Source organism: Williamsia sp. Y712 (assembly GCF_059445525.1).
The window spans coordinates 3,166,375-3,190,426 of sequence record NZ_JCAIUN010000001.1 but is presented as its reverse complement, the minus strand read 5'-3'; the positions used below and the strand labels follow the sequence as shown (position 1 = coordinate 3,190,426).

At 62.8% G+C, this 24,052-nt stretch carries 20 protein-coding genes; 9 read left to right on the top strand and 11 right to left on the bottom strand.

Annotated elements, in window-relative coordinates; genetic code table 11:
* The first annotated feature begins 14 nt into the window (after positions 1–14).
* Positions 15–1,268 carry a serine hydrolase domain-containing protein gene (locus AC1D75_RS14590; RefSeq protein WP_495515885.1) on the top strand — a complete coding sequence of 418 codons (1,254 nt, stop codon included), beginning with the start codon at positions 15–17 and terminating at the stop codon, positions 1,266–1,268.
* Positions 1,269–1,323: 55 nt separating this feature from the next.
* Here AC1D75_RS14590 and rpsA read toward each other — a convergent pair whose 3' ends face one another.
* Positions 1,324–2,823, bottom strand: a complete 1,500-nt coding sequence (gene rpsA, locus AC1D75_RS14585; protein WP_495515884.1) for a 30S ribosomal protein S1 — start codon at positions 2,821–2,823, stop codon at positions 1,324–1,326.
* A gap of 142 nt (positions 2,824–2,965) precedes the next feature.
* Here rpsA and AC1D75_RS14580 point away from each other — a divergent pair, with 142 nt between their 5' ends.
* The gene (locus tag AC1D75_RS14580; protein WP_495515883.1) at positions 2,966–3,793 is read left to right on the top strand and encodes a class I SAM-dependent methyltransferase; all 828 of its coding nucleotides are present in this window, start codon (positions 2,966–2,968) and stop codon (positions 3,791–3,793) included.
* A 15-nt stretch (positions 3,794–3,808) separates the two neighbouring features.
* On the opposite strand, the gene AC1D75_RS14575 is transcribed toward AC1D75_RS14580, so the two are convergent.
* Positions 3,809–4,873 carry an isocitrate/isopropylmalate dehydrogenase family protein gene (locus AC1D75_RS14575; protein WP_495515882.1) on the bottom strand — a complete coding sequence of 355 codons (1,065 nt, stop codon included), beginning with the start codon at positions 4,871–4,873 and terminating at the stop codon, positions 3,809–3,811.
* 43 nt (positions 4,874–4,916) lie between these two features.
* Here AC1D75_RS14575 and AC1D75_RS14570 point away from each other — a divergent pair, with 43 nt between their 5' ends.
* Positions 4,917–7,247, top strand: a complete 2,331-nt coding sequence (locus AC1D75_RS14570; RefSeq protein WP_495515881.1) for a molybdopterin-dependent oxidoreductase — start codon at positions 4,917–4,919, stop codon at positions 7,245–7,247.
* Positions 7,248–7,772, top strand: a complete 525-nt coding sequence (locus tag AC1D75_RS14565) for a 2'-5' RNA ligase family protein (RefSeq protein WP_495515880.1) — start codon at positions 7,248–7,250, stop codon at positions 7,770–7,772.
* Between the two features lie 25 nt (positions 7,773–7,797).
* Here AC1D75_RS14565 and AC1D75_RS14560 read toward each other — a convergent pair whose 3' ends face one another.
* Both AC1D75_RS14560 and treS read right to left on the bottom strand, forming a co-directional pair.
* Positions 7,798–9,174: a maltokinase N-terminal cap-like domain-containing protein gene (locus AC1D75_RS14560; protein ID WP_495515879.1), complete on the bottom strand. Its 1,377-nt coding sequence runs from the start codon at positions 9,172–9,174 to the stop codon at positions 7,798–7,800.
* A complete protein-coding gene (treS, locus tag AC1D75_RS14555) occupies positions 9,171–11,024 on the bottom strand; it encodes a maltose alpha-D-glucosyltransferase (RefSeq protein ID WP_495515878.1) in 1,854 nt (617 codons plus the stop codon). Before treS ends, AC1D75_RS14560 begins: the two co-directional genes overlap by 4 nt.
* Before the next feature lie 222 nt (positions 11,025–11,246).
* Here treS and AC1D75_RS14550 point away from each other — a divergent pair, with 222 nt between their 5' ends.
* Genes AC1D75_RS14550 through AC1D75_RS14535 form a run of 4 tightly spaced genes read left to right on the top strand, consistent with a single transcriptional unit; the run spans position 11,247 to position 14,021 of the window.
* Positions 11,247–12,551 carry a hypothetical protein gene (locus AC1D75_RS14550; protein ID WP_495515877.1) on the top strand — a complete coding sequence of 435 codons (1,305 nt, stop codon included), beginning with the start codon at positions 11,247–11,249 and terminating at the stop codon, positions 12,549–12,551.
* Positions 12,548–13,129, top strand: coding sequence for a DUF3558 family protein (locus AC1D75_RS14545; protein WP_495515876.1), 582 nt, complete (start codon positions 12,548–12,550; stop codon positions 13,127–13,129). The genes AC1D75_RS14550 and AC1D75_RS14545 overlap by 4 nt, the downstream gene beginning before the upstream one ends.
* A complete protein-coding gene (locus tag AC1D75_RS14540) occupies positions 13,129–13,509 on the top strand; it encodes a hypothetical protein (protein WP_495515875.1) in 381 nt (126 codons plus the stop codon). The genes AC1D75_RS14545 and AC1D75_RS14540 overlap by 1 nt, the downstream gene beginning before the upstream one ends.
* The gene (locus AC1D75_RS14535; protein ID WP_495515874.1) at positions 13,506–14,021 is read left to right on the top strand and encodes a hypothetical protein; all 516 of its coding nucleotides are present in this window, start codon (positions 13,506–13,508) and stop codon (positions 14,019–14,021) included. Before AC1D75_RS14540 ends, AC1D75_RS14535 begins: the two co-directional genes overlap by 4 nt.
* A gap of 22 nt (positions 14,022–14,043) precedes the next feature.
* Here the strand turns inward: AC1D75_RS14535 and AC1D75_RS14530 are convergent, their stop codons facing one another.
* From AC1D75_RS14530 to polA, 7 genes are all read right to left on the bottom strand, one after another.
* A complete protein-coding gene (locus tag AC1D75_RS14530) occupies positions 14,044–14,790 on the bottom strand; it encodes a succinate dehydrogenase/fumarate reductase iron-sulfur subunit (RefSeq protein ID WP_495515873.1) in 747 nt (248 codons plus the stop codon).
* A gap of 1 nt (position 14,791) precedes the next feature.
* Positions 14,792–16,720: a fumarate reductase/succinate dehydrogenase flavoprotein subunit gene (locus AC1D75_RS14525; protein ID WP_495515872.1), complete on the bottom strand. Its 1,929-nt coding sequence runs from the start codon at positions 16,718–16,720 to the stop codon at positions 14,792–14,794.
* Between the two features lie 61 nt (positions 16,721–16,781).
* Positions 16,782–17,606: a succinate dehydrogenase subunit SdhC gene (gene sdhC / locus AC1D75_RS14520; protein WP_495515871.1), complete on the bottom strand. Its 825-nt coding sequence runs from the start codon at positions 17,604–17,606 to the stop codon at positions 16,782–16,784.
* Complete coding sequence (locus tag AC1D75_RS14515; RefSeq protein WP_495515870.1) at positions 17,603–17,896, bottom strand: Rv0250c family protein; 294 nt, start codon at positions 17,894–17,896, stop codon at positions 17,603–17,605. The genes sdhC and AC1D75_RS14515 overlap by 4 nt, the downstream gene beginning before the upstream one ends.
* Positions 17,897–17,952: 56 nt before the next feature.
* A complete protein-coding gene (locus AC1D75_RS14510) occupies positions 17,953–19,224 on the bottom strand; it encodes an RNA polymerase sigma factor (protein ID WP_495515869.1) in 1,272 nt (423 codons plus the stop codon).
* Positions 19,225–19,231: 7 nt separating this feature from the next.
* On the bottom strand, positions 19,232–19,654 hold the full coding sequence (locus tag AC1D75_RS14505) for a YciI family protein (RefSeq protein WP_495515868.1): 423 nt from the start codon (positions 19,652–19,654) through the stop codon (positions 19,232–19,234).
* A 101-nt stretch (positions 19,655–19,755) separates the two neighbouring features.
* On the bottom strand, positions 19,756–22,500 hold the full coding sequence (gene polA, locus AC1D75_RS14500) for a DNA polymerase I (protein WP_495515867.1): 2,745 nt from the start codon (positions 22,498–22,500) through the stop codon (positions 19,756–19,758).
* 307 nt (positions 22,501–22,807) lie between these two features.
* Between polA and AC1D75_RS14495 the strand changes: the two genes are divergently transcribed.
* Positions 22,808–24,052, top strand: a complete 1,245-nt coding sequence (locus AC1D75_RS14495; protein WP_495516089.1) for an ABC transporter permease subunit — start codon at positions 22,808–22,810, stop codon at positions 24,050–24,052.

Below are 24,052 nucleotides of genomic sequence, written 5' to 3'. Positions count from 1 at the left end.
CCGTCGCAGTCGTCATGATCCTCACAACCGCACTGGTGGGCACCGCCTGCACATCGGATGCCGACACCTCATCGACCACGAGAAGTTCGACGTCGAACAACGCGCTCCTGCCGCTCGACACCGCTGCCATGGACGAAGTGGTCGACGGACTTGCCACCGAGTTCCATGAAATCGGCATGCTGGTGCTGATCCGGACACCTCAGGGTGACTACACAAACGCGTGGGGCACACTCGGAATCGACTCCACCGACAAACCCACCGTCGACACCAGGGTTCGCGTCGGCTCGAACACCAAGACCTGGACCGGTACCGCCATCATGCAGATGGTCCAGGAAGGCAAGATCTCGGTGGACGATCCGGTCAGCAAATACCGGCCAGATGTCCCGAACGGGGAGAACATCACCATCGGCCAACTGCTCGACATGCGAAGCGGGCTCTACAACTACACCGCGACACTCGAACTGAACACGGCCCTCGACGACGACACCCAACGGGTCTGGACGCCTGAAGAGCTGCTGGCCCTCGCGTTCGCCAACCCGCCGTATTCGGCTCCCGGCACGGAGTACCACTACTCCAACACGAACACCGTCCTACTCGGACTGATCGCCGAGGAACTCGACGGCAAGCCGATCGCACAGATCTTCCAGGACCGGTTCTTCTCCGAACTCGGCATGACAGGAACGTCATTTCCCGCCGGCACCGACACCGCGATCCCGGTGCCGTATGTCAGCGGATACTCGTACAGCGGGAACGTCGAAACCCTGGACGAAGGCAAGGAGTCTCTTCCACCCGAGCGCCTGGCAGCGATCGAGGCGGGCACGGTCCAACCGAGGGTCACCACCAACGACAATCCCTCGTGGACGTGGGCCGCAGGACAGGGCATCTCGAGCGCCAACGACCTGGCGATCTGGGTGGAGGCCTTGGGCAGCGGCCGGTTGCTCGATGCAAAAACCCAACAGCTGCGAATGGACAGCATCGAACCCTCTGACCCCGATGACCCGGCGGGCTCGGGATACGGCTACGGCATCGCACAGATGGGACCGCTGCTCGGGCACATCGGCGAGATGCCCGGGTACAACTCGTTCATGGGCTACGACCCGGTCAACGACGTGACGATGGTGGTCTGGGGCAACCTGGCCCCCACCCCCGACGGGCTACCGCCGGCCGCGATGGTCGCCAAGTCGCTGATCCCGTACGTATACGCCGGGCCTACCGAAGACACCGGCGGGGACATCGACGATGCAGCCGAAGACACCGGCGGCGGCTGAACAAAACAAACCGCCCCCGACCGAAAGGCCGGGGGCGGTTTGAGTTACAGCTCTATCAGGCGTTGCCCGAAAGCTTTTCGCGCAGAGCAGCGAGCTGCTCGTCGCTGGCCAGCGAGCCACCGCTCTTCGGAGCGGAAGACGAGGACGAGGTCGACGATGCCGTTGTGGTTGCAGCGTCGTCACCACCCTTGTCAGCCGAATCCGACGAGTAATCAGTCGGAGCGTTGGCAGCGGCCTCGGCGGCAGCGGCGAACTTCTCCATCTGAGTGGTGTGCATCTTGTGGCGGCGTTCTGCCTCGGCGTAGCGCGACTCCCACACTTCCCGCTGCTTGTCGAATCCGTCGAGCCATTCGTTGGTCTCGGAATCGAAGCCCTCGGGGAAGATGTAGTTGCCCTGCTCGTCGTAGCTGTCGGCCATGCCGTACTTCGAGGGGTCGAACTCTTCGGTGTAGTCCTCGTTGGCCTGCTTGAGGCTCAGCGAGATCCGGCGACGCTCGAGGTCGATATCAATGACCTTGACCATCGCGTCGTCACCAACGGCGACAACCTGATCCGGCACCTCGACGTGGCGCTCGGCCAGCTCCGAGATGTGGACGAGGCCTTCGATCCCCTCTTCGACCCGCACGAATGCACCGAACGGAACCAGCTTCGTGACCTTGCCGGGCACGATCTGGCCGATGGCGTGGGTGCGAGCGAACTGGCGCCACGGATCTTCCTGGGTGGCCTTGAGCGACAGCGAAACGCGCTCGCGGTCCAGATCGACGTCGAGAACCTCGACGGTGACCTCGTCGCCGACTGCGACAACCTCGGACGGGTGATCGATGTGCTTCCAAGACAGCTCGGAGACGTGAACCAGGCCGTCGACTCCGCCGAGATCGACGAATGCACCGAAGTTGACGATCGAGGACACGACGCCCTTGCGGACCTGGCCCTTCTGCAGCTGGTGCAGGAACTCGCTGCGGACCTCGGACTGGGTCTGCTCGAGCCATGCACGGCGCGAGAGGACGACATTGTTCCGGTTCTTGTCCAGCTCGATGATCTTGGCTTCGATCTCCTTGCCGATGTACGGCTGCAGATCGCGCACTCGACGCATCTCCACCAGCGATGCGGGGAGGAATCCACGCAGACCGATGTCCAGGATCAGGCCGCCCTTGACGACCTCGATGACGGTGCCCTTGACGGCCTCGTCCTTTTCCTTGAGCTCTTCGATGGTGCCCCACGCCCGCTCGTACTGAGCGCGCTTCTTGGACAGGATCAACCGACCCTCTTTGTCCTCCTTGGTGAGGACGAGTGCTTCCACCGCGTCACCGACGCTGACGACCTCGCTGGGGTCGACGTCGTGCTTGATGGACAATTCGCGGGACGGGATCACTCCCTCGGTTTTGTAACCGATGTCGAGCAGCACTTCGTCACGGTCAACCTTGACGATGGTGCCCTCGACGATGTCGCCATCATTGAAGTACTTGATAGTTGCATCGATGGCAGCAAGAAAATCCTCAGCCGAGCCAATATCGTTAATGGCTACTTGCGGCGAGGTAATGGTCGTGGACGGCATATGTTAGATGGCTCCGGACAGGTTGGGTTGTAGGGACAGATAATGCAGATATTGCTGGAACGACACGGATCACTGCAAAGTGATCGGCATGTAGAACCACACGAGCTCAGGCACGCGCGTGGTTGAGGATACGCCAGGCCCGGTGGCCTGGGCAAATACCGGCGATTCGCACCCGTTGTTGCGCGGCTCCGTGGACTCGCAGACGAGCGCCGCAGCGAATCGTCGCTGGTGGGACGCCGACGCCGACGAATATCACGTCAGCCACGGTGAATTCCTCGGAGCCGGCAGCGAGGCCGGCGACTTCGTCTGGTGCCCCGAAGGGCTCCGTGAAGAGGACGTTCACCTACTCGGTGACGTTACCGGAAAAACCGTTCTCGAGATCGGTTGTGGGTCGGCGCCGTGCAGTCGATGGCTCACCGGGCAGGGCGCCCACGCGGTGGGCCTCGACCTGTCGCGGGAGATGCTGCGCCGGGGTCAGATGGCGATGGCGCGCGGCGGTCCACAGCCGCCACTGGTCCAGGCAGGCGCCGAACAACTCCCCTTCCGCGACGAGGTGTTCGACACGGTCTGCTCGGCATTCGGGGCTGTGCCCTTTGTTGCGGACTCCGCAGGGGTGATGGCCGAGGTGGCGCGGGTACTCAAGCCGGGCGGCAAGTGGGTCTTCTCGGTGAACCATCCGATGCGGTGGATGTTCCCGGACGATCCGGGGCCTGCCGGACTGACGGTGATGCTCTCCTACTTCGACCGCACGCCGTATGTGGAGACCGAAGACGACGGGACAGTGTCGTACGTCGAACACCACCGAACCGTCGGCGATCGGATCCGGGAGATCCGGGCGGCCGGTTTGATTCTCGACGACCTCATCGAGCCGGAGTGGCCGGAGGGCTTCAACCGGGAGTGGGGTCAATGGAGTCCGCTTCGCGGGCAGCTTTTTCCGGGCACCGCCATCTTCTGTTGCAGAAAGCCCTGACCGCGGCCCGCGGAGTCAGATCGAGCCCAGTACGACCTCGGTGAACTCGGTGGTGGTGGCAGAACCGCCGAGATCACCGGTGGCAACGCCTTGCGACAACGCTGATCCGACAGCTTCCCGAATACGGGTGGCGGCGTCGGAAAGGTTGTTGTCACCGGATCGGGCCGCCTGCCAATCCAGCATCATCGCGGCCGACCCGATGATGCCCACCGGATTTGCGATGCCACGCCCGGCGATGTCGGGCGCTGCGCCGTGGGCGGCTTGGGCCATCACCTTGGTCGCGGAACTGTTGATCGAGGCCGCCAGGCCCAGTGACCCCGCGAGTTCGGCGGCGAGGTCCGACAGGATGTCGCCGAAGAGATTTTCGGTGACCACCACGTCGAACTCGTGTCCGCGCCGCACCAGGTGCGCGGCCATGGCATCGACGTGCTGCTCGGTGATCTGTATCTGTGGGTACTGCTCCCCGACCTGCAGGCAGACGTCACGGAACAGTCCGGTGGTCATCGTCAGCACGTTGGCCTTGTGCACGATCGTCACCTGCTTGCGCCGCGTCATCGCAAGCTCGAACGCGGACACCGCTATTCGTTCGGTCGCCGCCCGGGTGACCACGCCGACCGAGAGGGCGACGTCGGGTGTCGGCATGAACTCCCCTGTCCCGCGCGCCATGTTCCGGTCGGCGTAGAGCCCCTCGCTGTTTTCGCGCACGATGATCAGATCCATCTGCGGACTCACCGCCGGCACCCCCGGATAAGCCACTGCGGGACGAATATTGGCATAGAGATCGAAGCGCTTTCGGATCACCGCGCCCGGTGTCAGACCGGTGCGATGCTCGGCCGGATAGCCCGCCGAATCGTGGGGCCCGAGAATCCACATGTCCAGCTCATCCAGCGCGGACAGTGTCTGTTCGGGGATTGCCTGACCCACGGACTCGATCGCCGCGCGGCCGATGTCCAGGGGTACCCATTCGACCGCACGGTCCAGATTTGCCAGTGCGGCCTCGGTGATGCGCGCGGCCGCCGGGACGACTTCGGGACCGATCCCATCACCGTTGATCAGTCCGATCCGATAACGCTGCATCATGGCGACAATGCTTCCAGACGACGGAGCTGCAACACTGAGGGACATGCCTGACGAAGCATCGGTCAAAAGATCGGCATGGGTCAAAGGTTCGGGAGCGACCAACAGTTCACACTGGGGTGTCTTCACTGCTTCTGTCGACGGCGATGTATTGCGTGTCGAACCGGACTCCGCCGACCCCGATCCATCGCCCCTTCTGGGAAACATCCCCGCGTCGCTCGACACCGGCGCCCGGATCCTGCACCCGTATGTTCGCCGCCAATGGCTGAACAACGGACCCGGCGCCGACAGTGCTCGCGGTGACGACGATTTCGTCGAGGTGACCTGGGATCACGCGCTCGACCTGGCGGCTCGCGAGTTGGAGCGCGTGCGCGACACCTTCGGCAACCGCGCAATCTTCGGAGGCTCGTACGGGTGGGCCAGTGCGGGCCGATTTCACCACGCGCAGAGTCAGATACATCGCTTCCTGAACTGCCTCGGCGGATATACCCGATCGGTGCACAGCTATAGCCACGGTGCATCGAGTGTGCTGCTCCCGCACATCGTCGGGAGCGAGGCGCCACTGTACAACCCGACCACGTGGCAGGTGATGAGCGAACACACCGAACTCTTTGTGTGTTTCGGTGGCATCCCCGCCAAGAACTTCCAGATCAACGGCGGCGGCATCAGCAAGCACATGGTGCGCGGCGCCATCGATGCCGCACACGACAACGGTGCACAGTTCGTGTTGATCGGTCCGCTCGCCGACGACCTGGCGCTGGCGGAGCACGACGAGTGGATTGCCATCGCTCCGGCAGGCGACACGGCACTGATGCTGGCACTGTGCTGGGTACTGCTCGACGAAAACCTCTGCGACCGCGACTTTCTCGACCGCCACTGCGTGGGCTTCGAGCGGTTCGCCGACTATCTGCGCGGCGAACCCGACGGTGTCGTCAAGGACCCGCGGTGGGCGGCAGAACTTTGCGGCATGGATCCCGCTTCGATCGCCGAACTGGCCCGACGGATGGCATCCAAGCGCACGATGGTGACCACGTCGTGGTCCTTGCAGCGAGCCACCTATGGCGAGCAGCCCTTGTGGGCTTCCATCGCACTGGCCGCATTCCTCGGTCAAATCGGCCTTCCCGGAGGCGGTTTCGGACACGGTTACGGCTCGACCGGCGGCATGGGTGCGGCCAAACTCCCCTATTCACTGCCGACGTTCTTCCAAGGCGCAAACCCGGTGGACGAGTTCATCCCGGTGGCGCGCATCGCCGACTTGCTGCTCCACCCCGGCGAGAGCTACGAGTTCAACGGGCAGACCAAGGTTTATCCCGACACCAAGTTGGTCTACTGGGCCGGCGGCAATCCGTTCCACCACCACCAGGATCTGGTCCGGCTCCGGCGCGCCTTCCAGAAACCGGAGACCGTCATCGTGCACGAACCCTTCTGGACGGCAACCGCACGCCACGCAGACATCGTGTTCCCGGTGACCACCACGCTCGAGCGCAACGACATCGGCTGCGGACGGTACGACCAGACCATGATCGCGATGCGGCAGGTGACCCAACCGGTTGGCGAGTCGATGAGCGACTTCGACATCCTTGCCCAGCTCAGCAAACGTCTCGGCGTCTTCGATGCCTTCACCGAGAATCTCGATGAACCCGGGTGGCTCGAGAAGATGTACGAGGATTGGCGTCGCGCCACACCCGCGGAACACACCCCGCCGGAGAACTTCGCCGAATTCTGGGAGAAGGGCAGACTCGAGCTTTCTGGCGCAGACACCGAACACACTCTCTACCAAGAGTTTCGCAGCGATCCCATCGCGCATCCGCTGCCCACCCCCAGTGGCCGGATCGAGATCTTCTCGGACACCATCGCCGGCTTCGGCTACGACGACTGCCCGCCGCACCCGGCCTGGCTCGCTCCACCAGAGGCCGACGGACTCGGCTGCGGCGCGTACCCGATCTGCCTGATCGCGAACAATCCGAAAACGCGACTGCACAGCCAACTCGATCACGGCGCCTACAGCACCGCATCGAAAGTGCAAGGCCGAGAGCCGATCCGCATCCACCCCGACGACGCCGCCTCGCGTTCCATCTCCGATGGTGATCTGGTTCTGGTCCGCAGCCAGACCGCTCAGATGCTGGCAGGCGCGGTCATCGACAACCGGGTCACACCGAACATTGCGCAGTTGTCCACGGGCGCCTGGTTCGACTACAGCGCACCCGACATCGCCGACTGTGTGCACGGCAATCCCAATGTCCTCACCCGCGACGTCGGCACCTCCCGGTTGTCACAGGGATCAACCGGACAACTCGTCCGAGTCGAGATCGAGGTCTATCGCGGCGATGTTCCAACGGTCACCGCTCACGACCAGAAGCAGTGGAGCCGGCGCTGAATGGCGCACTCGATCGAGCTCATCTTCGATGAGGCCACCAACACCGCCATCGGACAGCAGTGGCAGAAGATAGCTGAGGCCGGACTGCCGAGCCAGGGCAACATCCGGTCGACGTCCAATCGGCCGCACGTCACCCTTGTCGCGGCGGACTCGATCGACGCTGCCGTCGATGATGAGCTCGGCGCGATCGGAGATGTTGTCGGGCTACCCGTCAATGTCGGGGCCCTCCTGCTGTTTTGGGGTCGCCGCGGTACCGCCGCCCGCCTGGTGGTCCCATCCGAACGTCTCTTGGGTTTGCATGCCCGGGTATTTGCCACGACCCGACCACATATCGGCGGACGGCTGCTGCCGCACATCCAACCGGACGGCTGGACACCGCACATCACGCTCGCCCGCCGGCTACTGCCAGGTCAGCTCGGACACATCGTGCGAGCCATCGGCGACGACCCGGAGGTGTTCACCGCACATGTCGCGGGCCTGCGGCGCTGGAACGGCGACACCCGTCAAGAGTTCGGACTGATCTGACGCCCGCCGATCTCCGGATGGGGCATCACACGGCGACCAGTCGCTCAATCGCATTCAACGGCAACGGCAGCCACGCCGGGCGGTGACGCGCCTCGTACACCGCTTCATAGACCGCCTTGTCGAGTTCGTAGGCCCGCAGTAACGCGGAATGCGCGCGGGGATCCTCACCGGTCACGGCGGCATACCCGTCGCAGAATGCCGACGAGTTGCGTTCGACCCATTCCCAGGCACGGAACTCGCGTTGCCCGGTGCGCCCCGGCGTTGCCTCGCCAAGGAGATGGTGTCCGGCGTAGTCGAACGACCGGAGCATGCCCGCCACATCGCGCAACGGGCTGTCGGGCAATCGGCGTTCGGCCACCGACTTGAGTGGCTCACCTTCGAAATCGATCAGCAACCAGGTCAACGGTGTTCGCAGAACCTGACCGAGATGCAGATCGCCGTGGATTCGCTGCACAGGTGTCGGGCCTGCGTCGGCGGCCTGGTCGAATACCGCCGACACCGGCTCGCGCAGTTCGTCCAGTTGCGGAATCGATACGGCCGCGGCGTTCAATCGTGCCCGCATGTCACCGATCACCGAGTCGTTGCCATTGCGCTCACTCACGCCCAGGCTCCGGGCCAGATCCGCATGCACGTGTGCCAGTGCCGCACCGAGTCGCTCGGCATCAGCGGCGAAGTCGCTTCCCAACTCAGCTGCATGCAGGTCGGCCTCGGTGAACAGATCACGCACACTGATCAGCGCCATGCTCCACCCGTCGGCGGCGTTGTCGACGAACTCCTGCGCCATGGCCAACGTCGTCGGTTCGCCATCGATATCTGCTTCGATCCAGCCGCGTAGCTCGGCCACGTGCTTGCACCCGACTTCACTCAGGGCGCGGTGCAGTTCCACGTCAGGATTGATCCCGACCTCGAGTTGCCGGAATATCTTGAACAGCAAGGACTCCCCGAAGACCACCGACGTGTTGGACTGCTCGGCACTCATGACCCGACCGGGCGCCTCTGAGTCGACAACACCACCGGGCAAGGTCTCGAATCGCAAGGGTCCGATCCGCTCGTCGGTGGCCAGCGCGGTCAGGAGGCGGCCGGTCAGGTCCGGATCCTGCAACCCGTCGTAGGCGCTCGCCCCCTCCGGCACCGGATCTGTCACCGCCCACGTCAGCAGCGGTTCCGACAGGTGCGTGCGATACCCGAGCGGGACTTGGAATCGCAGGTCGGGACCAGAACTGAATTCGACAGAGACCAACACGTATTCGGCCGCGTAACCGTCGTCGGCAGCCAATGGAACCCGCATGATCAACCGCACCGCCACTATTTGGCGGTCTTTCGCCGAGAACCACCGCTGCTGCGGGAGCCACTGCGTCAATCCGGTGGCCAACTCCTGATCATCGGGCAAGTTCACAGTCATGTTTGGACCGCCGCCTCTGCTTCGCTGCTGAGTGGATATCCCTGGGGAACCCCGGTATCAGTCGGGTCCGGCTGCAACGCAAACCAATAGAATCCGTGGCCAGGGAGCGTCACCATGTAGGACGCGGAATCGATTTTCGGAAACGGTATCGACCCGGTCAGCTCCACCGGGATCCGGCCGTCGAACATCGACAGGTCCATGATCACGGCCTGCGGGAAGCGGGAGAGGTTGTTGACGCAGAGGATGACGTCGCTGGAACGACGCTCCTCGGCCGACGGCGCCAGCTCCCGCAGATAGGTGAGCACCGACGGATTGTTGTTGCCCAGTTCGGTGAAGGTCCCCAGCCCGAAGGCCGGATGTTGTTTGCGCACTTCGATCATGCGCCGCGTCCAATGCAGCAGCGTGTTGGTCGAATACATCTGTGCTTCGACATTCAACGCCTGGAATCCATAGGTCGGATCCATGATGACCGGCAGGTACATCCTCGCCGGATCGGTCCGCGAGAAGCCGGCATTGCGGTCAGGTGTCCACTGCATGGGGGTACGCACCGAGTCCCGGTCGCCCAGCCAGATGTTGTCGCCCATACCGATCTCGTCTCCGTAGTAGAGCATCGGAGATCCCGGCAAGCTGAGCAACAACGCGGTGAACAGTTCCAGCTGGTTTCGGTCGTTGTCGAGCAACGGCGCAAGTCTGCGCCGAATCCCGATGTTGGCCTTCATCCGTGGGTCTTTGGCGTACTCGGCGTACATGTAGTCACGCTCTTCGTCGGTGACCATCTCCAGCGTCAACTCATCGTGATTGCGCAGGAAGATGGCCCATTGGGCCGACTTCGGAATCGGCGGCGTCTGTTCGAGGATCTCCGAGATCGGGAATCGGTTCTGCCTGCGGACCGCCATGAAAATCCTTGGCATCAGCGGGAAGTGGAACGCCATATGGCATTCGTCGCCGACCTCCGATTCGCCGAAGTACTCGACCACATCGGCAGGCCACTGATTTGCCTCGGCCAGAAGGACTCGTCCGGGGTATTCGTCATCGACAACCTTGCGGCAGCGTTTGAGGAACTGGTGTGTCTCACTGAGGTTCTCGCAGTTGGTCTCATCCCGCTCGAACAGGTACGGCACCGCGTCGAGCCGGAACCCGTCGATCCCGAGGTCGAGCCAGAACCGCAACACATCGATCATTGCTTCGGCGACCTCGGGATTGTCGTAGTTCAGGTCGGGCTGATGCGAGAAGAAACGGTGCCAATAGTATTGCCCGCGAACCGGATCCCACGTCCAGTTGGAGATCTCGGTGTCGACGAAGATGACACGCGCATCCGGATATCTCGAATCGTCGTCGGCCCAGACGTAGTAGTCGCCGTACGGGCCCTCCGGATCGGAGCGTGACTCCTGGAACCACAGGTGGCTGTCGGACGTATGGTTCATCACCAGGTCGGTGATGATGCGGATCCCACGACGGTGCGCCTGGTCGAGCAACTCGACAAAGTCGTCGACCGTCCCGAACTCGGGTAGGACGGTCCGGAAATCCCGGATGTCATAGCCGCCGTCGCGCAACGGTGAATCGTAGAACGGCGGCAGCCACAGGCAATCGACACCCAGCCATGACAGATAGTCGAGCTTGTCGGTCAAACCGCGTAGATCTCCGACTCCGTCGTTGTTCGAGTCGTTGAAGGCGCGAACGAGCACCTCGTAGAACACGGCCTTCTTGAACCACTCATTGTCTACACGCAACGGCTTCGCGTGATCGAAGTCATCGGACTGCGCCTCGACCAGATGTCCGTCGGCTGTGTGCTCAGCCTCAGACAGGTCCAGCGGCGGTCGCGATGAGTCCGGCTGATTCTCCAGGGGCATGCGAACCTCGGTTGTCTCACTCGGCGATGTTCCGTTTCCAACCCTACGGGCTGCTGTCGGAGTTGGCCCGCTGTGCGAACATCGCGGATCGCGTTCGTCCACACAAGCGGCCGTCATCCACAGTCCGCGGGTGGAACCAAAGTTCCTGCTGACCCGTCACATGGCAGGAACAACAATTCGACAGCGATCGCCCGTGGGCGACGATCAAGCCGGGGGGCGTTTGTGGGGGAACAGTTCAAGGCATCGCCGACCGAGATCAGCGGGCTCGGCAACTACGTACTATCGGTCAACACCGGCGTGACGCAAGCCGTCGACTTGGTCAAAACGCACACCGCTGCCACCGGTGAGTTCACCGGCCTGATGAGCGCACTCAGTGCACCGATCAACACGCTGCACATCGAAACCGCAACCCGACTCGAATCACTCCCCGAGTCGTTGCGCGGCACCAGCGTCAGCCTCAAACAGACTGCCTGGAACTACACCGGTACCGAGCGCGACAGCACGTTGGGTTTCGAGCACACCAAGGAGCAGATCTTCGACAAGGCTCCCTTCGCACCACCTTTCTCGCGGTCGTCCATACCGGGTACCGCAGAAAACCGAGATCGATTCGTTCGTTGGGATGTGGTCGCCAACGTTCCCGGTGCTGCCGGCTTTCGACCGGCCACGCCTGTCGATGTCAGCCCGCCACCGAGTGAGAGCGTCGACTGGAATGCGCTCATCGAAGACACCGCCGGGTGGCTGGCCGACGCGGACGCAGCCATCGAACGACTCGTGAGATGGAGTCCGCTGACAGCGGCGTTGGAGCCACTGGCCGGAAACTGGCTGGAACTCAAACGTATTGGTCGTACCTACGGCAAAGCGGGAACAGCACTCGGTACCGCCGGCAATGATCTGACCTGGTCCACCAGAGAAGTCAACCAATTCTGGGATGGCGAGGCAGCGATGGCGTATACCGCCTACAGCACCAAAATGGCAGGTGGCCTGGAGTGGAACGCGTCAGTCGGCCGGCTACTCGATCAAGGACTGGAGATCGCCGCAGAGAAACTAGAGGAAGCAGCACGAGCGACCATGAACCTCATCAAGGAGGGTCTTTCCCGGTTGATCAAGGTCGACACCTGGATAGGTGCGCTCAAGGCCGCAGCCAAGATTATCCCTTACGCCGGAACGGCCACCGCCGTCGCCGAAGTGACCGCGCTCTTGGCGGAAGTCAGCAAGGAAGTCTCCCAGATGGTGAACGACATCAACACCTCTATCGACGCGCTGAAGGCATTCATCGAGTTCTGCACAGACCCGGTCGGGTCCACCACCGATCACGTGGATGCTGCCGTGCAACGCACGATCGACGAAAAGCTCAAGCCTCTCAACGATCTGGTGAACGATTACAACAGTGCCGAGGCAGATGTCCGGCACAAGGCGCGAATCGCCGAAGATCTGGTGAACGCAGCCGACGTCCAGGCGCTGGTGAATCAACCCGACACGCCGTTCACCATGGGTACCGGCAACCAACCGTGGAATGACGCGAAATGACCAGATACACGAAAGTCATTGTGATGACGGCATTTGTCGTCCTCGCATCTGCATGCAGCACCAGCAACGACGGCGGCAGCAACAATTCCTCCGCAACGACCGGCAGGGAGATCGTTCCAGGACTCACTGTTCCCGTCAGCACCTTGTCTGAAGACGCACGCCAATTCTTGTCACCGCAAGAAATCTGCGATGCACTCACACCTGAAGACGTGGCACCACTGACCGACGGCACAGTGACCGACGGGCCAACACAAACGACTGACCTCGGCCTCCCCGGATGCAAGTGGCCCGTTCAGGACGGCTGGGGCTGGTTCGAATTGTCAGTCTTCGAACCGGTGAGCATCGACGCCCTCATCACGATCTCCGAAGAGAGCTATGCGATTGCCGACCGGACCGTCTACCAGACCATGCCCGACGGCGGCAGCTGTCACGCAATAGTCGTCGCACCAAAGGCTCCCAAGGGTTACGTTCTTGGCCTCGATCTTCAGGGAATTCCCCGTAGAACTTCCGACAACCCCGACCTGTGTCAGCTGTCGATACCGCAGACCGCAAAGGTTTTGGAGAGGCTCGGGTGGTGATGCGCCCGCAAGATGACTTCGGCCAAGCGTTGAGCAAGCTGCAGGTTTCGATGGACAACCTGGCCACGTCGACCATTCGTGCACGCAACCTCGAGTTCCCTCCGGTGGAGATCACCACAGACCGGAAAACCGAGAACCTGCATCGCCCCGACGACTACCACCTGTTCTGCACCGACAAGTCGATCCGCGACACCGAGTTCGCCCGCCGGAAGCGAGAATCCGTCTCGGCCTGGTATTTCGATCTTGCAAGCAGCAACCAGCCCATGCGGGAGATCACCGCTGAGGAAACCCAAGCGCTCTACAAGCAGGTCGAACAAGATTTTGTTCGGGAACTGAATGAGTACCTCTATCAGTACCCAGAAACGGAGTACAAGAAGTGATCACCCGCTCGCGCCTGACGTTGGTCGCCGTGGCCCTGCTTGTTGCTTTTTCGTCCGCATGTGGTGCGGGAGGTGACAACAACGATGCATCCGCCGATAGCGCCGCCGAGGCGGCAGCCATATCGGCGACCGCCGGCGTGCCGGAGGAGTTCGAAGGTGCCTTGGGCGACTTGCAGGAGTCGCTGGATGATCTTGAAGGCGCGGCCAATAGCGCTCGTAACCGAGACTTTCCACCGGTCGTGGTCGATTCCGGTGATGACACCGAACCGCATCGCACGGACGCCGACCACCTTCGGTTCTGCACGGACGAGGCTGCTCGCAGCGCCGAACTCGAATTACGTAAACGGGGAGCGGTGAAGGCGTGGTATTTCGAACTCGCGGAGTCCACCGAACCCATGCGGGACATCACGGACAAAGAAGCACAGGAGATTCACGAACAGGCCGAAGAAGAGTTTGCTAGAGAACTGAAGAACTACCACGCGTCACATCCCGACGTCGCTTGCGCGGGGTAGCCGAAAACCGGGAGCTGATCTGCTACCTGCGAAAGAGCTTGTTCCCCAACCACACCAGTGGGTCGTACTGACGGTCGACGACCCGTTCTTTCATCGGGATCAGCGCGTTGTCGGTGATCTTGATGTGTTCGGGACACACTTCGGTGCAGCATTTGGTGATGTTACACAGGCCCAACCCGTGCTCGGATTGCGCTGTATCTCGCCGCTCGGCCACATCGAGGGGATGCATGTCGAGTTCGGCAATCCGCATCAAATAGCGCGGACCGGCGAAGTTCTCCTTGTTCTCCTCATGGTCGCGGACGACGTGGCAGACGTCCTGGCAGAGGAAACACTCGATGCACTTGCGGAACTCCTGCGACCGTTGCACATCAACCTGTTTCATCCGGTACTCCCCCGCCTCGAGACCTTCGGGCGGCGTGAATGACTGGATCTCACGGGCTTTCGCATAGTTGAACGAGACATCGGTGACCAGATCGCGGATCACCGGGAACGTGCGCAACGGGGTGACCGTGATGACCTCGTCTTCGGTGAATGTCGACATCCTGGTCATACACAACAGTTTCGGACGACCGTTGACCTCCGCCGAACACGAACCGCACTTACCGGCCTTGCAGTTCCAGCGCACAGCCAGATCTGGCGTCTGCGTGGCCTGGAGTCGGTGGATGATGTCGAGCACCACCTCACCGTCGTTGGCGAGCACGGTGTAGTCCTGCAGGTCACCGTCCTCGCTGTCACCACGCCAGACCCGGAACTTCGCGTCATAGCCCATGTCAGTTCTCCTTGGTGCCACCGGCGTCGGGGTGTCCGGCGATCTCGCCGGCGGTGTAGTACTTCTCGATCTCGGGGAAGTCGAAGAGTTCCAACAGCTCCGGACGCATCGGGGTCTGCTCCTCCTTGACCACCGTCACCTCCGGGACCGGCGAGTTGTCATTGAGATCGGCGGTGCAGACCAGCAGCGTGTTGCGCCAAGTCGGATCCATCGCAGGATGATCGTCGCGGGTGTGACCACCACGGCTCTCGGTGCGCAGCAGCGCTGCCTTGGCGACACATTCACACACCAGCAGCATGTTTCGCAGGTCGACCGCCAGATGCCAACCCGGATTGAACTGCCGGTGCCCCTCCACCTGCATGCCGGACAGTCGGCCACGGATGTTGTCGAGAACCTCGATCGCCTCCTGCACCTCCTCCTCTTTCCGGATGATGCCGACGAGGTCGTTCATGGACTGCTGCAGGTCGGTGTGCAATGTGTAGGGATTCTCGGGTTTGCCCTCGGCAGGCGGATCAAAGGGTGCCAAGGCAAACGCCGCCGCCCGGTCGATATCTGCGGCTGCGACCATGGGTCGCGTCTGCAGCGATTCGATATACGCCGCCGCACCGAGCCCCGCCCGTCGTCCGAACACCAACAGGTCGGATAAGGAGTTGCCACCCAACCGATTCGAGCCGTGCATGCCGCCCGAACACTCACCGGCCGCGAACAGACCCGGCACACGCGCAGCCCCGGTATCCGGATCGACTTCGATCCCACCCATCACGTAGTGACAGGTCGGACCCACCTCCATGGGTTCGGCCGTGATGTCGACATCGGCGAGTTCTTTGAACTGGTGGTGCATCGACGGCAGCCGGCGGATGATCTCGTCTGCAGGCATCCGGGAGGCGATGTCGAGGTAGACGCCCCCGTGTTCGGTGCCGCGGCCGGCCTTGACCTCTTCGTTGATCGCGCGGGCGACCTCGTCACGCGGCAGCAGGTCGGGTGTGCGGCGTGCACTGTCGTTGTCGGCGAGCCATTTGTCGGCTTCTTCTTCCGTTTCGGCGTACTGGCCCTTGAACACCGGCGGGATGTAGTCGAACATGAACCGTTTGCCGTCGGTGTTCTTCAGGACGCCACCGTCGCCCCGGACACCCTCTGTCACGAGGATGCCCTTGACGCTGGGTGGCCACACCATCCCGGTCGGATGGAACTGGATGAACTCCATGTTGATCAGGCTGGCCCCGGCCCGCAGCGCGAGTGCGTGCCCGTCGCCGGTGTACTCCCACGAATTGGATGTCACCTTGAAGGACTTACCGATGCCGCCGGTCGCCAGCACCACTGCCGGAGCTTCGAACAGCACAAAGCGGCCGGATTCACGCCAGTATCCGAACGCTCCGGCAATGGCATCGCCGTCCTTGAGCAGTTCGGTGATGGTGCATTCGGCGAACACCTTGATACGCGCCTCGTAGTCGCCGGTGGCCGCGTAGTCCTCCTGTTGCAACGAGACGATCTTCTGTTGCATGGTCCGGATCAGTTCGAGGCCCGTCCGGTCGCCGACATGCGCCAGTCTCGGGTAGGTGTGACCACCGAAGTTGCGCTGGGCAATTCGACCATCATCCGTCCGATCAAACAGCGCACCATAGGTTTCCAGTTCCCAGACCCGATCCGGCGCCTCTCTGGCATGCAGTTCCGCCATCCGCCAGTTGTTCAGGAACTTGCCGCCACGCATGGTGTCTTTGAAGTGGGTCTGCCAGTTGTCCTTCGAGTTGGCGTTACCCATCGATGCGGCACAACCACCTTCGGCCATGACGGTGTGGGCCTTACCGAACAGCGACTTGCACACGACCGCAACGGAGTAACCCTTCTCTCGGGCCTCGATGACCGCTCGCAGGCCGGCACCACCGGCCCCGATCACAACAACGTCGTATTGGTGGCGTTCGGTTTCGGTCATCTAGCAATGGCTCCCAGCGTGAAATCGATTGCGCAACAGACGTTGCGCACAGGGCAACGGATCAGTTCACAAAGCGAAGGTCGGAGATGGTGTCACTGGCCACGAGCATGATGTAGAAATCGGTGAGCACGAGCGTGCCGAGCGTTATCCAGGCGTACTGCATGTGGCGGGTGTTGAGCTTCGACACCTGCGTCCAGATCCAGTACCGGATCGGATGAGCCGAGAAGTGCTTGAGACGCCCTCCGGTGACGTGCCGACACGAATGACACGACACCGTGTAGGTCCACAGCAGGATCACGTTGCCCACCAGGATGATGTTGCCCAGACCGAAGCCGAAACCACCACCCTTGCCGTGGAACGCGGTGACCGCGTCGTAGGTGTTGATCAACGAAACGATCAGTGCCACATAGAAGAAGTAGCGATGCGCGTTCTGGACAATCAGCGGGAAGCGGGTCTCCCCTGTGTAGCGACTGTGCGGCTCCGCCACCGCACACGCCGGTGGCGAGAACCAGAAGGACCGGTAATAGGCCTTGCGGTAGTAGTAACAGGTGACCCGGAAACCGAGCAGAAACGGCAGGACCACAAAACCGAGCGGAATCCACATCGGGAGTTCCGGGAACGGTGTCCCGAAATGACTTGATCCCGGGACACACGATTCGCTCAGACAGGGCGAGTAGAACGGTGAGAGGTAGTGGTAGTCCGCGACCCAATAGGCGCTGCGGACAAATGACCGCACGGTCGCGTAGATGATGAACGCCGACAGACCGATCACGGTCAGCAGCGGCGACACCCACCAGCGATCCACTCGAAGGGTTCGCACGAGGATCCGCGCCCGTCCGGGAGATCGAACCCCGGCTGTCTCCCGCTCAGTCGCGGGGGCGCTCACTTCGTTCGCTCACGCGAGTGGAAGCCCAGCCCTTCGTCTTGCGCTCCGAGCCACGCGGACTCGTCTGATTTGCTGTCCGGCACGTAGACCACGTCGTCCTTGCCCACCGGTGATCGGCGCACGGGTGGTGGGGACTGTTCGAAGTCGTGCAAGTCGATCTCGAGGCGGTCGAGATCATTGGTCATCCGACGGACTGCATCAACATCCCCGTAGTGCAGTTTCAGCGTGACGATGTGATGCCGCAGCGCGCCGATGCTGCGATGGAGTTCGTTCATTTCGGCAATTGCCATGGCGTTCCCTCCAAGCCCTTGTGATACGCACCACAGTACTGGCAGGACCGATTCAGTCAACGGTTTTGACCGAACGTGTCGGACATGGAATCCGCCTTGGCTCGCAGAACTTCGCTCTCCCTTCGGTTTCCGGCCATCTCCGCCGCCTTCCTCAACTCCCCCTCAGCTTCGGAGTACCGCTCTAAACGCGCCAGGAGTTCACCACGCACCGCAGGCAACAAATGCGACCGGGCCAGCGCACCGTCTGCCACCAGACCGTCGATGATCTCCAACGCCGGACCGGGTCCGGATGCCATCGACACCGCCACCGCCCGATTGAGGTCCACCACCGGCGACGGCGCCAACCTCCCCAGAGCCTCGTACAGAACCACGATGCGGTGCCAGTCGGTCTCCTGTGCGGTGGCCGCGGTGGCATGACACTGCGCCAGAGCGGCCTGTAGGCCGTACGGCCCCCGGCCACGCCCGCAGGCGTCGGCACGCGCGAGTGCCGCTGTGCCGCGGCCTATCTGGGCCCGGTCCCAGGTGCCTCGATCCTGGTCCGACAACAAGATCGGCGTTCCGTCGGCGGCAATGCGCGCACCGAACCGTGAGGCCTGGAACTCCATCAGGGCCACCAGCGAATGCACCTCCGGCTCGCCGGGTACCAATTCCGCCAGGATGCGACCGAGGCGCAGCGCCTCCATGCACAGCTCGCCACGGATCCAGCGATCACCGGAGGACGCCGAATAGCCCTCGTTGAACACGAGATAGATGACGCTGAGCACCGCGGACAGGCGCTTCGGATAGTCCTCACGGGGCGGCACCTCGAATGGCACATTCGCGGCCTTGAGGGTTTTTTTCGCGCGCACGATGCGCTGCTGGATGGTGGCGGTCGAGGTCAGGAACGCCTGCGCGATCTCGTCCGGGGTGAGGCCACCGACGACGCGCAGGGTGAGCGCGATCTGGCCTTCCCTGGCCAGGACCGGGTGAGCCGAGACGAATATCAACCGCAGAACGTCATCGTCGGTGCTGTCCGGATCCCAGCCGAGCTCGGCGTCGGGTCTGGTGTCCAGGTCTCGGGCGATCGCGGCATATTTCGCATCCAACCGCTCCTGCCGCCGCCAACCGTCCACGGCGCGGCGCTTCGCGACGGTCGTGAGCCAGGCGCCCGGATTGCGCGGCACGCCTGACTCCGGCCACTTCGACAGCGCCTCTACCAGCGCTTCCTGGGCCAGATCTTCGGCCAGTCCGATGTCACCGACCATGCGGCTGAGGGTCGCGACGATCTTCGCGGCCTCCATCCGCCAGACCGCGTCGACGGTGCGGCCGATGGCGTCGGACTGGCTCATCGGCGACTCAGCTCGACTTCTGACCCAGTTCTTCGCGCCACCGCTCTTCCTTCTCGATCCATTCGTTGTCCTGCGGGAAGTCCTCGGGGCCGTGGACGCGCCGCACCTCGAGCTTGCTGCCCTTGCCCAGCGGGCACTGCGAGGCCCACTGCGCGGCCTCTTCCTTACTCGAGACCTCGATGATCCAGAAGCCGCTGAACAGCTCCTTTGCCTCGGCGTACGGTCCGTCGGTCACCACGGGCGGATCAGAGTTGAAGTCCACGACGATACCCTCGGATGGGTCCGTGAGTCCTTCGCCGGAGAGCAGCACGCCGGCCTTGACCAGCTTCTCGTTGTACGCGCCCATCGCCGCGATGATCTCGTCGAAGGGGACCTCTTTGCTCGCGTCGATCGCTTCCTGCGTGTCGCGCATGATCATCATGTATCGCATTGTCTTCTCCTCATTCAGTGGATGTTCTGAGGTTCGTTGCCCTCACCCATGCGTCGAACAAGCATCGACCAGATCGACACGCTCGCAGAGAGTATTTGTCGCTAGTGCGCGGCCTCGTCCCATGAACGGCCGTAGCCGATCGACACATCCAGCGGCACGGACAACTCGATCGCACCACCCATTTTGGCCCGGACCAGCTCTTCGAGCTTGTCTTGCTCACCGGGGGCAACCTCGAAGACGAGTTCGTCGTGGACCTGCAGCAGCATCCGCGAGGTGAGGTTCTGCTCCGCGAGTGCCTTCTGCACGTCGATCATCGCAACCTTGATGATGTCGGCGGCGGTGCCCTGGATCGGCGCGTTCAGCGCCGCGCGCTCGGCCACATCGCGGCGTTGCCGGTTGTCGCTGTTGAGATCGGGCAGGTACCGCCGACGGCCGAACAGGGTGGACGTGTACTCGTTGCGGCGGGCCTCTTCGACGGTCTCGTGCAGGTAGTCCCGCACTCCACCGAAGCGCGTGAAGTACGCCTCCATCTGATCTTTGGCCTCGCCGGTGCTGATCTTGAGCTGTTGCGACAGACCGAACGCACTCAGTCCGTAGGCCAGGCCGTAACTCATCGCCTTGACCCGCCGTCGCATGTCGGGGGTGACCTCCTCGATCGGCACACCGAACGCCCGGGACCCGACAAAGCTGTGCAGGTCCTCCCCCGTGTTGAACGCCTCGATCAGGCCCGCGTCACCGGACAGGTGCGCCATGATCCGCATCTCGATCTGGCTGTAGTCGGCCGTCATCAGACTGTCGTAACCGTCGCCGACCACGAAGCCCTGGCGGATCTGCCGGCCTGCGTCGGTGCGCACCGGGATGTTCTGCAGGTTCGGATCGGTCGACGACAACCGGCCGGTCGCGGCCACGGTCTGATTGAAGGTGGTGTGGATCCGTCCGTCGTCGGCGACCGTCTTGAGCAGCCCGTCGACGGTGACCTTGAGCCGGGTGGCATCGCGATGAGCCAACAGGTGCTCGAGGAACGGGTGACCGGTCTTCTCGAACAGCCCGGCCAGCGCGTCGGCGTCGGTGGTGTAACCGGTCTTGGTCTTCTTGGTCTTCGGCATCTCCAGCTCGTCGAACAGCACCACCTGCAGCTGCTTCGGCGACCCCAGGTTGATCTGCTTGCCGATCACTTCGTAGGCCAGATCAGCCGATTGCCGCACGCGCGCAGCAAAGCCCGACTCCAGCTCTTCGAGATGCGCGGTGTCGATGGCGATACCGGCGGCCTCGAGCTCGGCCAGCACGAACAGCAGCGGCAGCTCCATATCGGTGAGCAACGACGCCGAGTCGATCTTGGCCAGTTCTTCGTCGAACCGGTCGGCCAGCTCTGCGACCGCCTGCGCCTGCAACATCGCCTGATCGGCGGCGGCCTGCGCACCGGAGTCCTCGTCGAGCAGCGACATCTGACCGTTGTCGGCCACGGCCTCGGCGACGAGTTCGCGCTTCAGATAACGCAGCGCGAGATCGTCGAGGTTGAACGATCGTTGCCCTGGACGCACCAGGTAGGCGGCCAACGAGGTGTCACTGGTGACACCGCAGAGCGGCCATCCACGGCCGCGCAGTGCGTGAAACGCCCACTTCGCCTCGTGAATCGCCTTGGGTACGTTGACGTCTGCCAGCCACTCGGCGACAGCCTTCTCGTCGTCTGGTCCGATTTCCGCGGGGTCGAAGTAGGCCGATTCACCGTCGGCGGCGGCGATCGCGAAACCGGTGACATCCGAACCGAACACCTGACGAGGCCCGAGCACCGCCAACCCGGTACGTGCGCCACCGGGAGCGGCGTGCGCGGCCAGCCAGGCAGCGACCTCGCCTGCGCCCAGCAGAGTGCCGCGTAGGTCGAACCCGGATTCTGCCTCCGGCTCGGCCGACGACAGTGTGGTGAAGAGCCGATCACGCAGGACGCGGAACTCGAGGTCGTCGAAGAGCTGATGGATCTTGTCGCGATCCCAGGGCGCGAGCACCAGGTCGTCCGGCCCGAAGGGCAGGTCCATGTCGCGAACCAGCTCTGTCAGTTGCCGGTTCATCTGAACATTGGCCAGGTGCGTCCGAAACGATTCGCCGACTTTGCCTTTGATCTTGTCCGCGTTGTCGACCAGCGCCGACAGCGAGCCGTACTCACGAATCCACTTGGTGGCCGTCTTCTCCCCCACACCGGGGATCCCGGGCAGGTTGTCGGACGGATCGCCGCGTAGTGCCGCGAAGTCGGGGTACTGGGCGGGGGTGAGTCCGTACTTGGCCTCCACCTCTTCGGGCGTGAAGCGCGTCAGCTCGGACACACCCCGCTTGGGGTAGAGCACGGTGACGTTGTCGCTGACGAGCTGGAGCGCGTCGCGGTCGCCGGTGACCACCAGCACGCGGTACCCGAGCGCCTCGGCCCGTGTGGTCAGGGTGGCGATGATGTCGTCGGCTTCGTAGCCCTCCTGGGCGAAGACCGGAATTCCCATGGCGCCCAGGACATCTTTGGTCAGATCGACCTGACCACGGAACTCGTCGGGCGCGGAACTGCGCTGCGCCTTGTATGCGGGGAACACCTCGGCACGGAAAGTCTGCCGGGACACATCGAACGCCGCCGCGATATGTGACGGCGCCTCGTCGCGCAACAGGTTGATGAGCATCGAGGTGAATCCGTACACCGCATTGGTGGTCTGACCCGACGCTGTCTTGAAGTTCTCTGCCGGTAACGCGAAGAAGGCGCGGAACGCCAGTGAATGACCGTCGAGCAACATCAAGGTCGGGCGATCACCCGATTCGGTTGCGGACTTCGCCGTTGCACGGCCGGGCTGACTGATCTGGGCAGGACTCACGGGTCCAAGTGTATGGAGCGGCCCCGACACGCCTTGCCATACGGGCCACAAACTCGGGACTCGGCACTGTTTTACGAGGTCGGGAACTCAAGTTACTCAACGGTAACCGTGAGGAAACTTCTAAAGGCCGCCGAGCGCGATTACGGGTTATAGAGTCCGCAAGGATGACTTTCCGCCGCCCGGCCATGGCCGGGCGCTGACCATTTTTCGGGAGGACACACGCGTGATGCCCCATCCTGCTCAACGGGTAAGGGTCTTTGGAGCCAGATGGGGTGCAGGAGCATTGCTTGCCCTGCTGATCTCACTCATGTTCGCCGGGCTGATGGGCTCCGGCCTGGCCTCGGCTGCTCCAGAGGCTCCCGCCGACGACGACACCGTGCGAGTGTTCGGAACCCTGCGCAACGGTTCTGAACCTGTTGCCGGTGTCCAAGTCGATGCGAAAGACCAGGCCGGTGCGACCGTCGAGTCCACGGTCTCCGCCGCGACCGGCATGTGGGAAGTGTTCGTGCCGCCGGGCAACTACACCGTCGTGATCGAGAAGACGACGATCCCGAGCGGGGTCGAGGTCCAGAAGGACACCGTGCCGGTCACGGTCACCCCGGGCTCACCGCGACCGGTGATCTTCCTGTTCGGTGAGGAACGGACGAGCACCGAGATCTCCGCGGCCGAGGAACTGACCCGACTCACCATCGACGGTTTGCGGTTCGGTCTGATCATCGCCATCTGTGGCGTGGGGTTGAGCCTGATCTTCGGTACCACCGGCCTGACCAACTTCGCTCATGGCGAACTCGTCACACTCGGCGCGGTGGTGGCCTGGTTCTTCAACGTCAAGATGGGTATCCAGCTCATCCCGGCGACCATCCTCGCGATCATCGTCGGCATCGGGATCGGCATGCTGAACGAGCTGGCCATCTGGCGGCCCCTGCGACGACGGCGCTCGGGTTTGATCGCGATGCTGGTGGTCTCCATCGGTCTGGCGTTGATCATGCGATACCTCATCCTGATCTTCTTCTCCGACCGCGCCGAACCTCTCAAGGACTACCAAGTTCAGAAACAGATCGGCTCGGGCGCTTTCGCGATCACCCCGGTCAACCTGTGGTGCATCATCATCAGCCTGGTTGTCCTGCTCCTGGTGGCGGTCATGCTGCAGAAGACCCGGATCGGCAAGGCGATGCGAGCCGTCGCCGACAACAAAGATCTGGCCGCGTCCTCCGGTATCAACGTCGACCGCGTGATCCTGTTCGTGTGGTCACTGGCCGGCGCGTTGGCCACGCTCGGTGGCGTCCTGTTCGCGATGTCCGAACTCGGTGGACGCGTCCAATGGGAGATGGGATTCAAGCTGTTGCTGCTCATGTTCGCGGGCATCACCCTCGGTGGGCTCGGCACGGCCTACGGCGCGCTCCTGGGCTGTGTGATCGTCGGTCTGCTGGTGCAGCTCTCGACGTACTGGATCGACCCCGACCTCAAATACATCGGAGGCCTGTTGGTCCTCATCGTCATTCTCACCATCAGACCCCAGGGCATTCTCGGGTCCAAAGCGAGGATCGGCTGA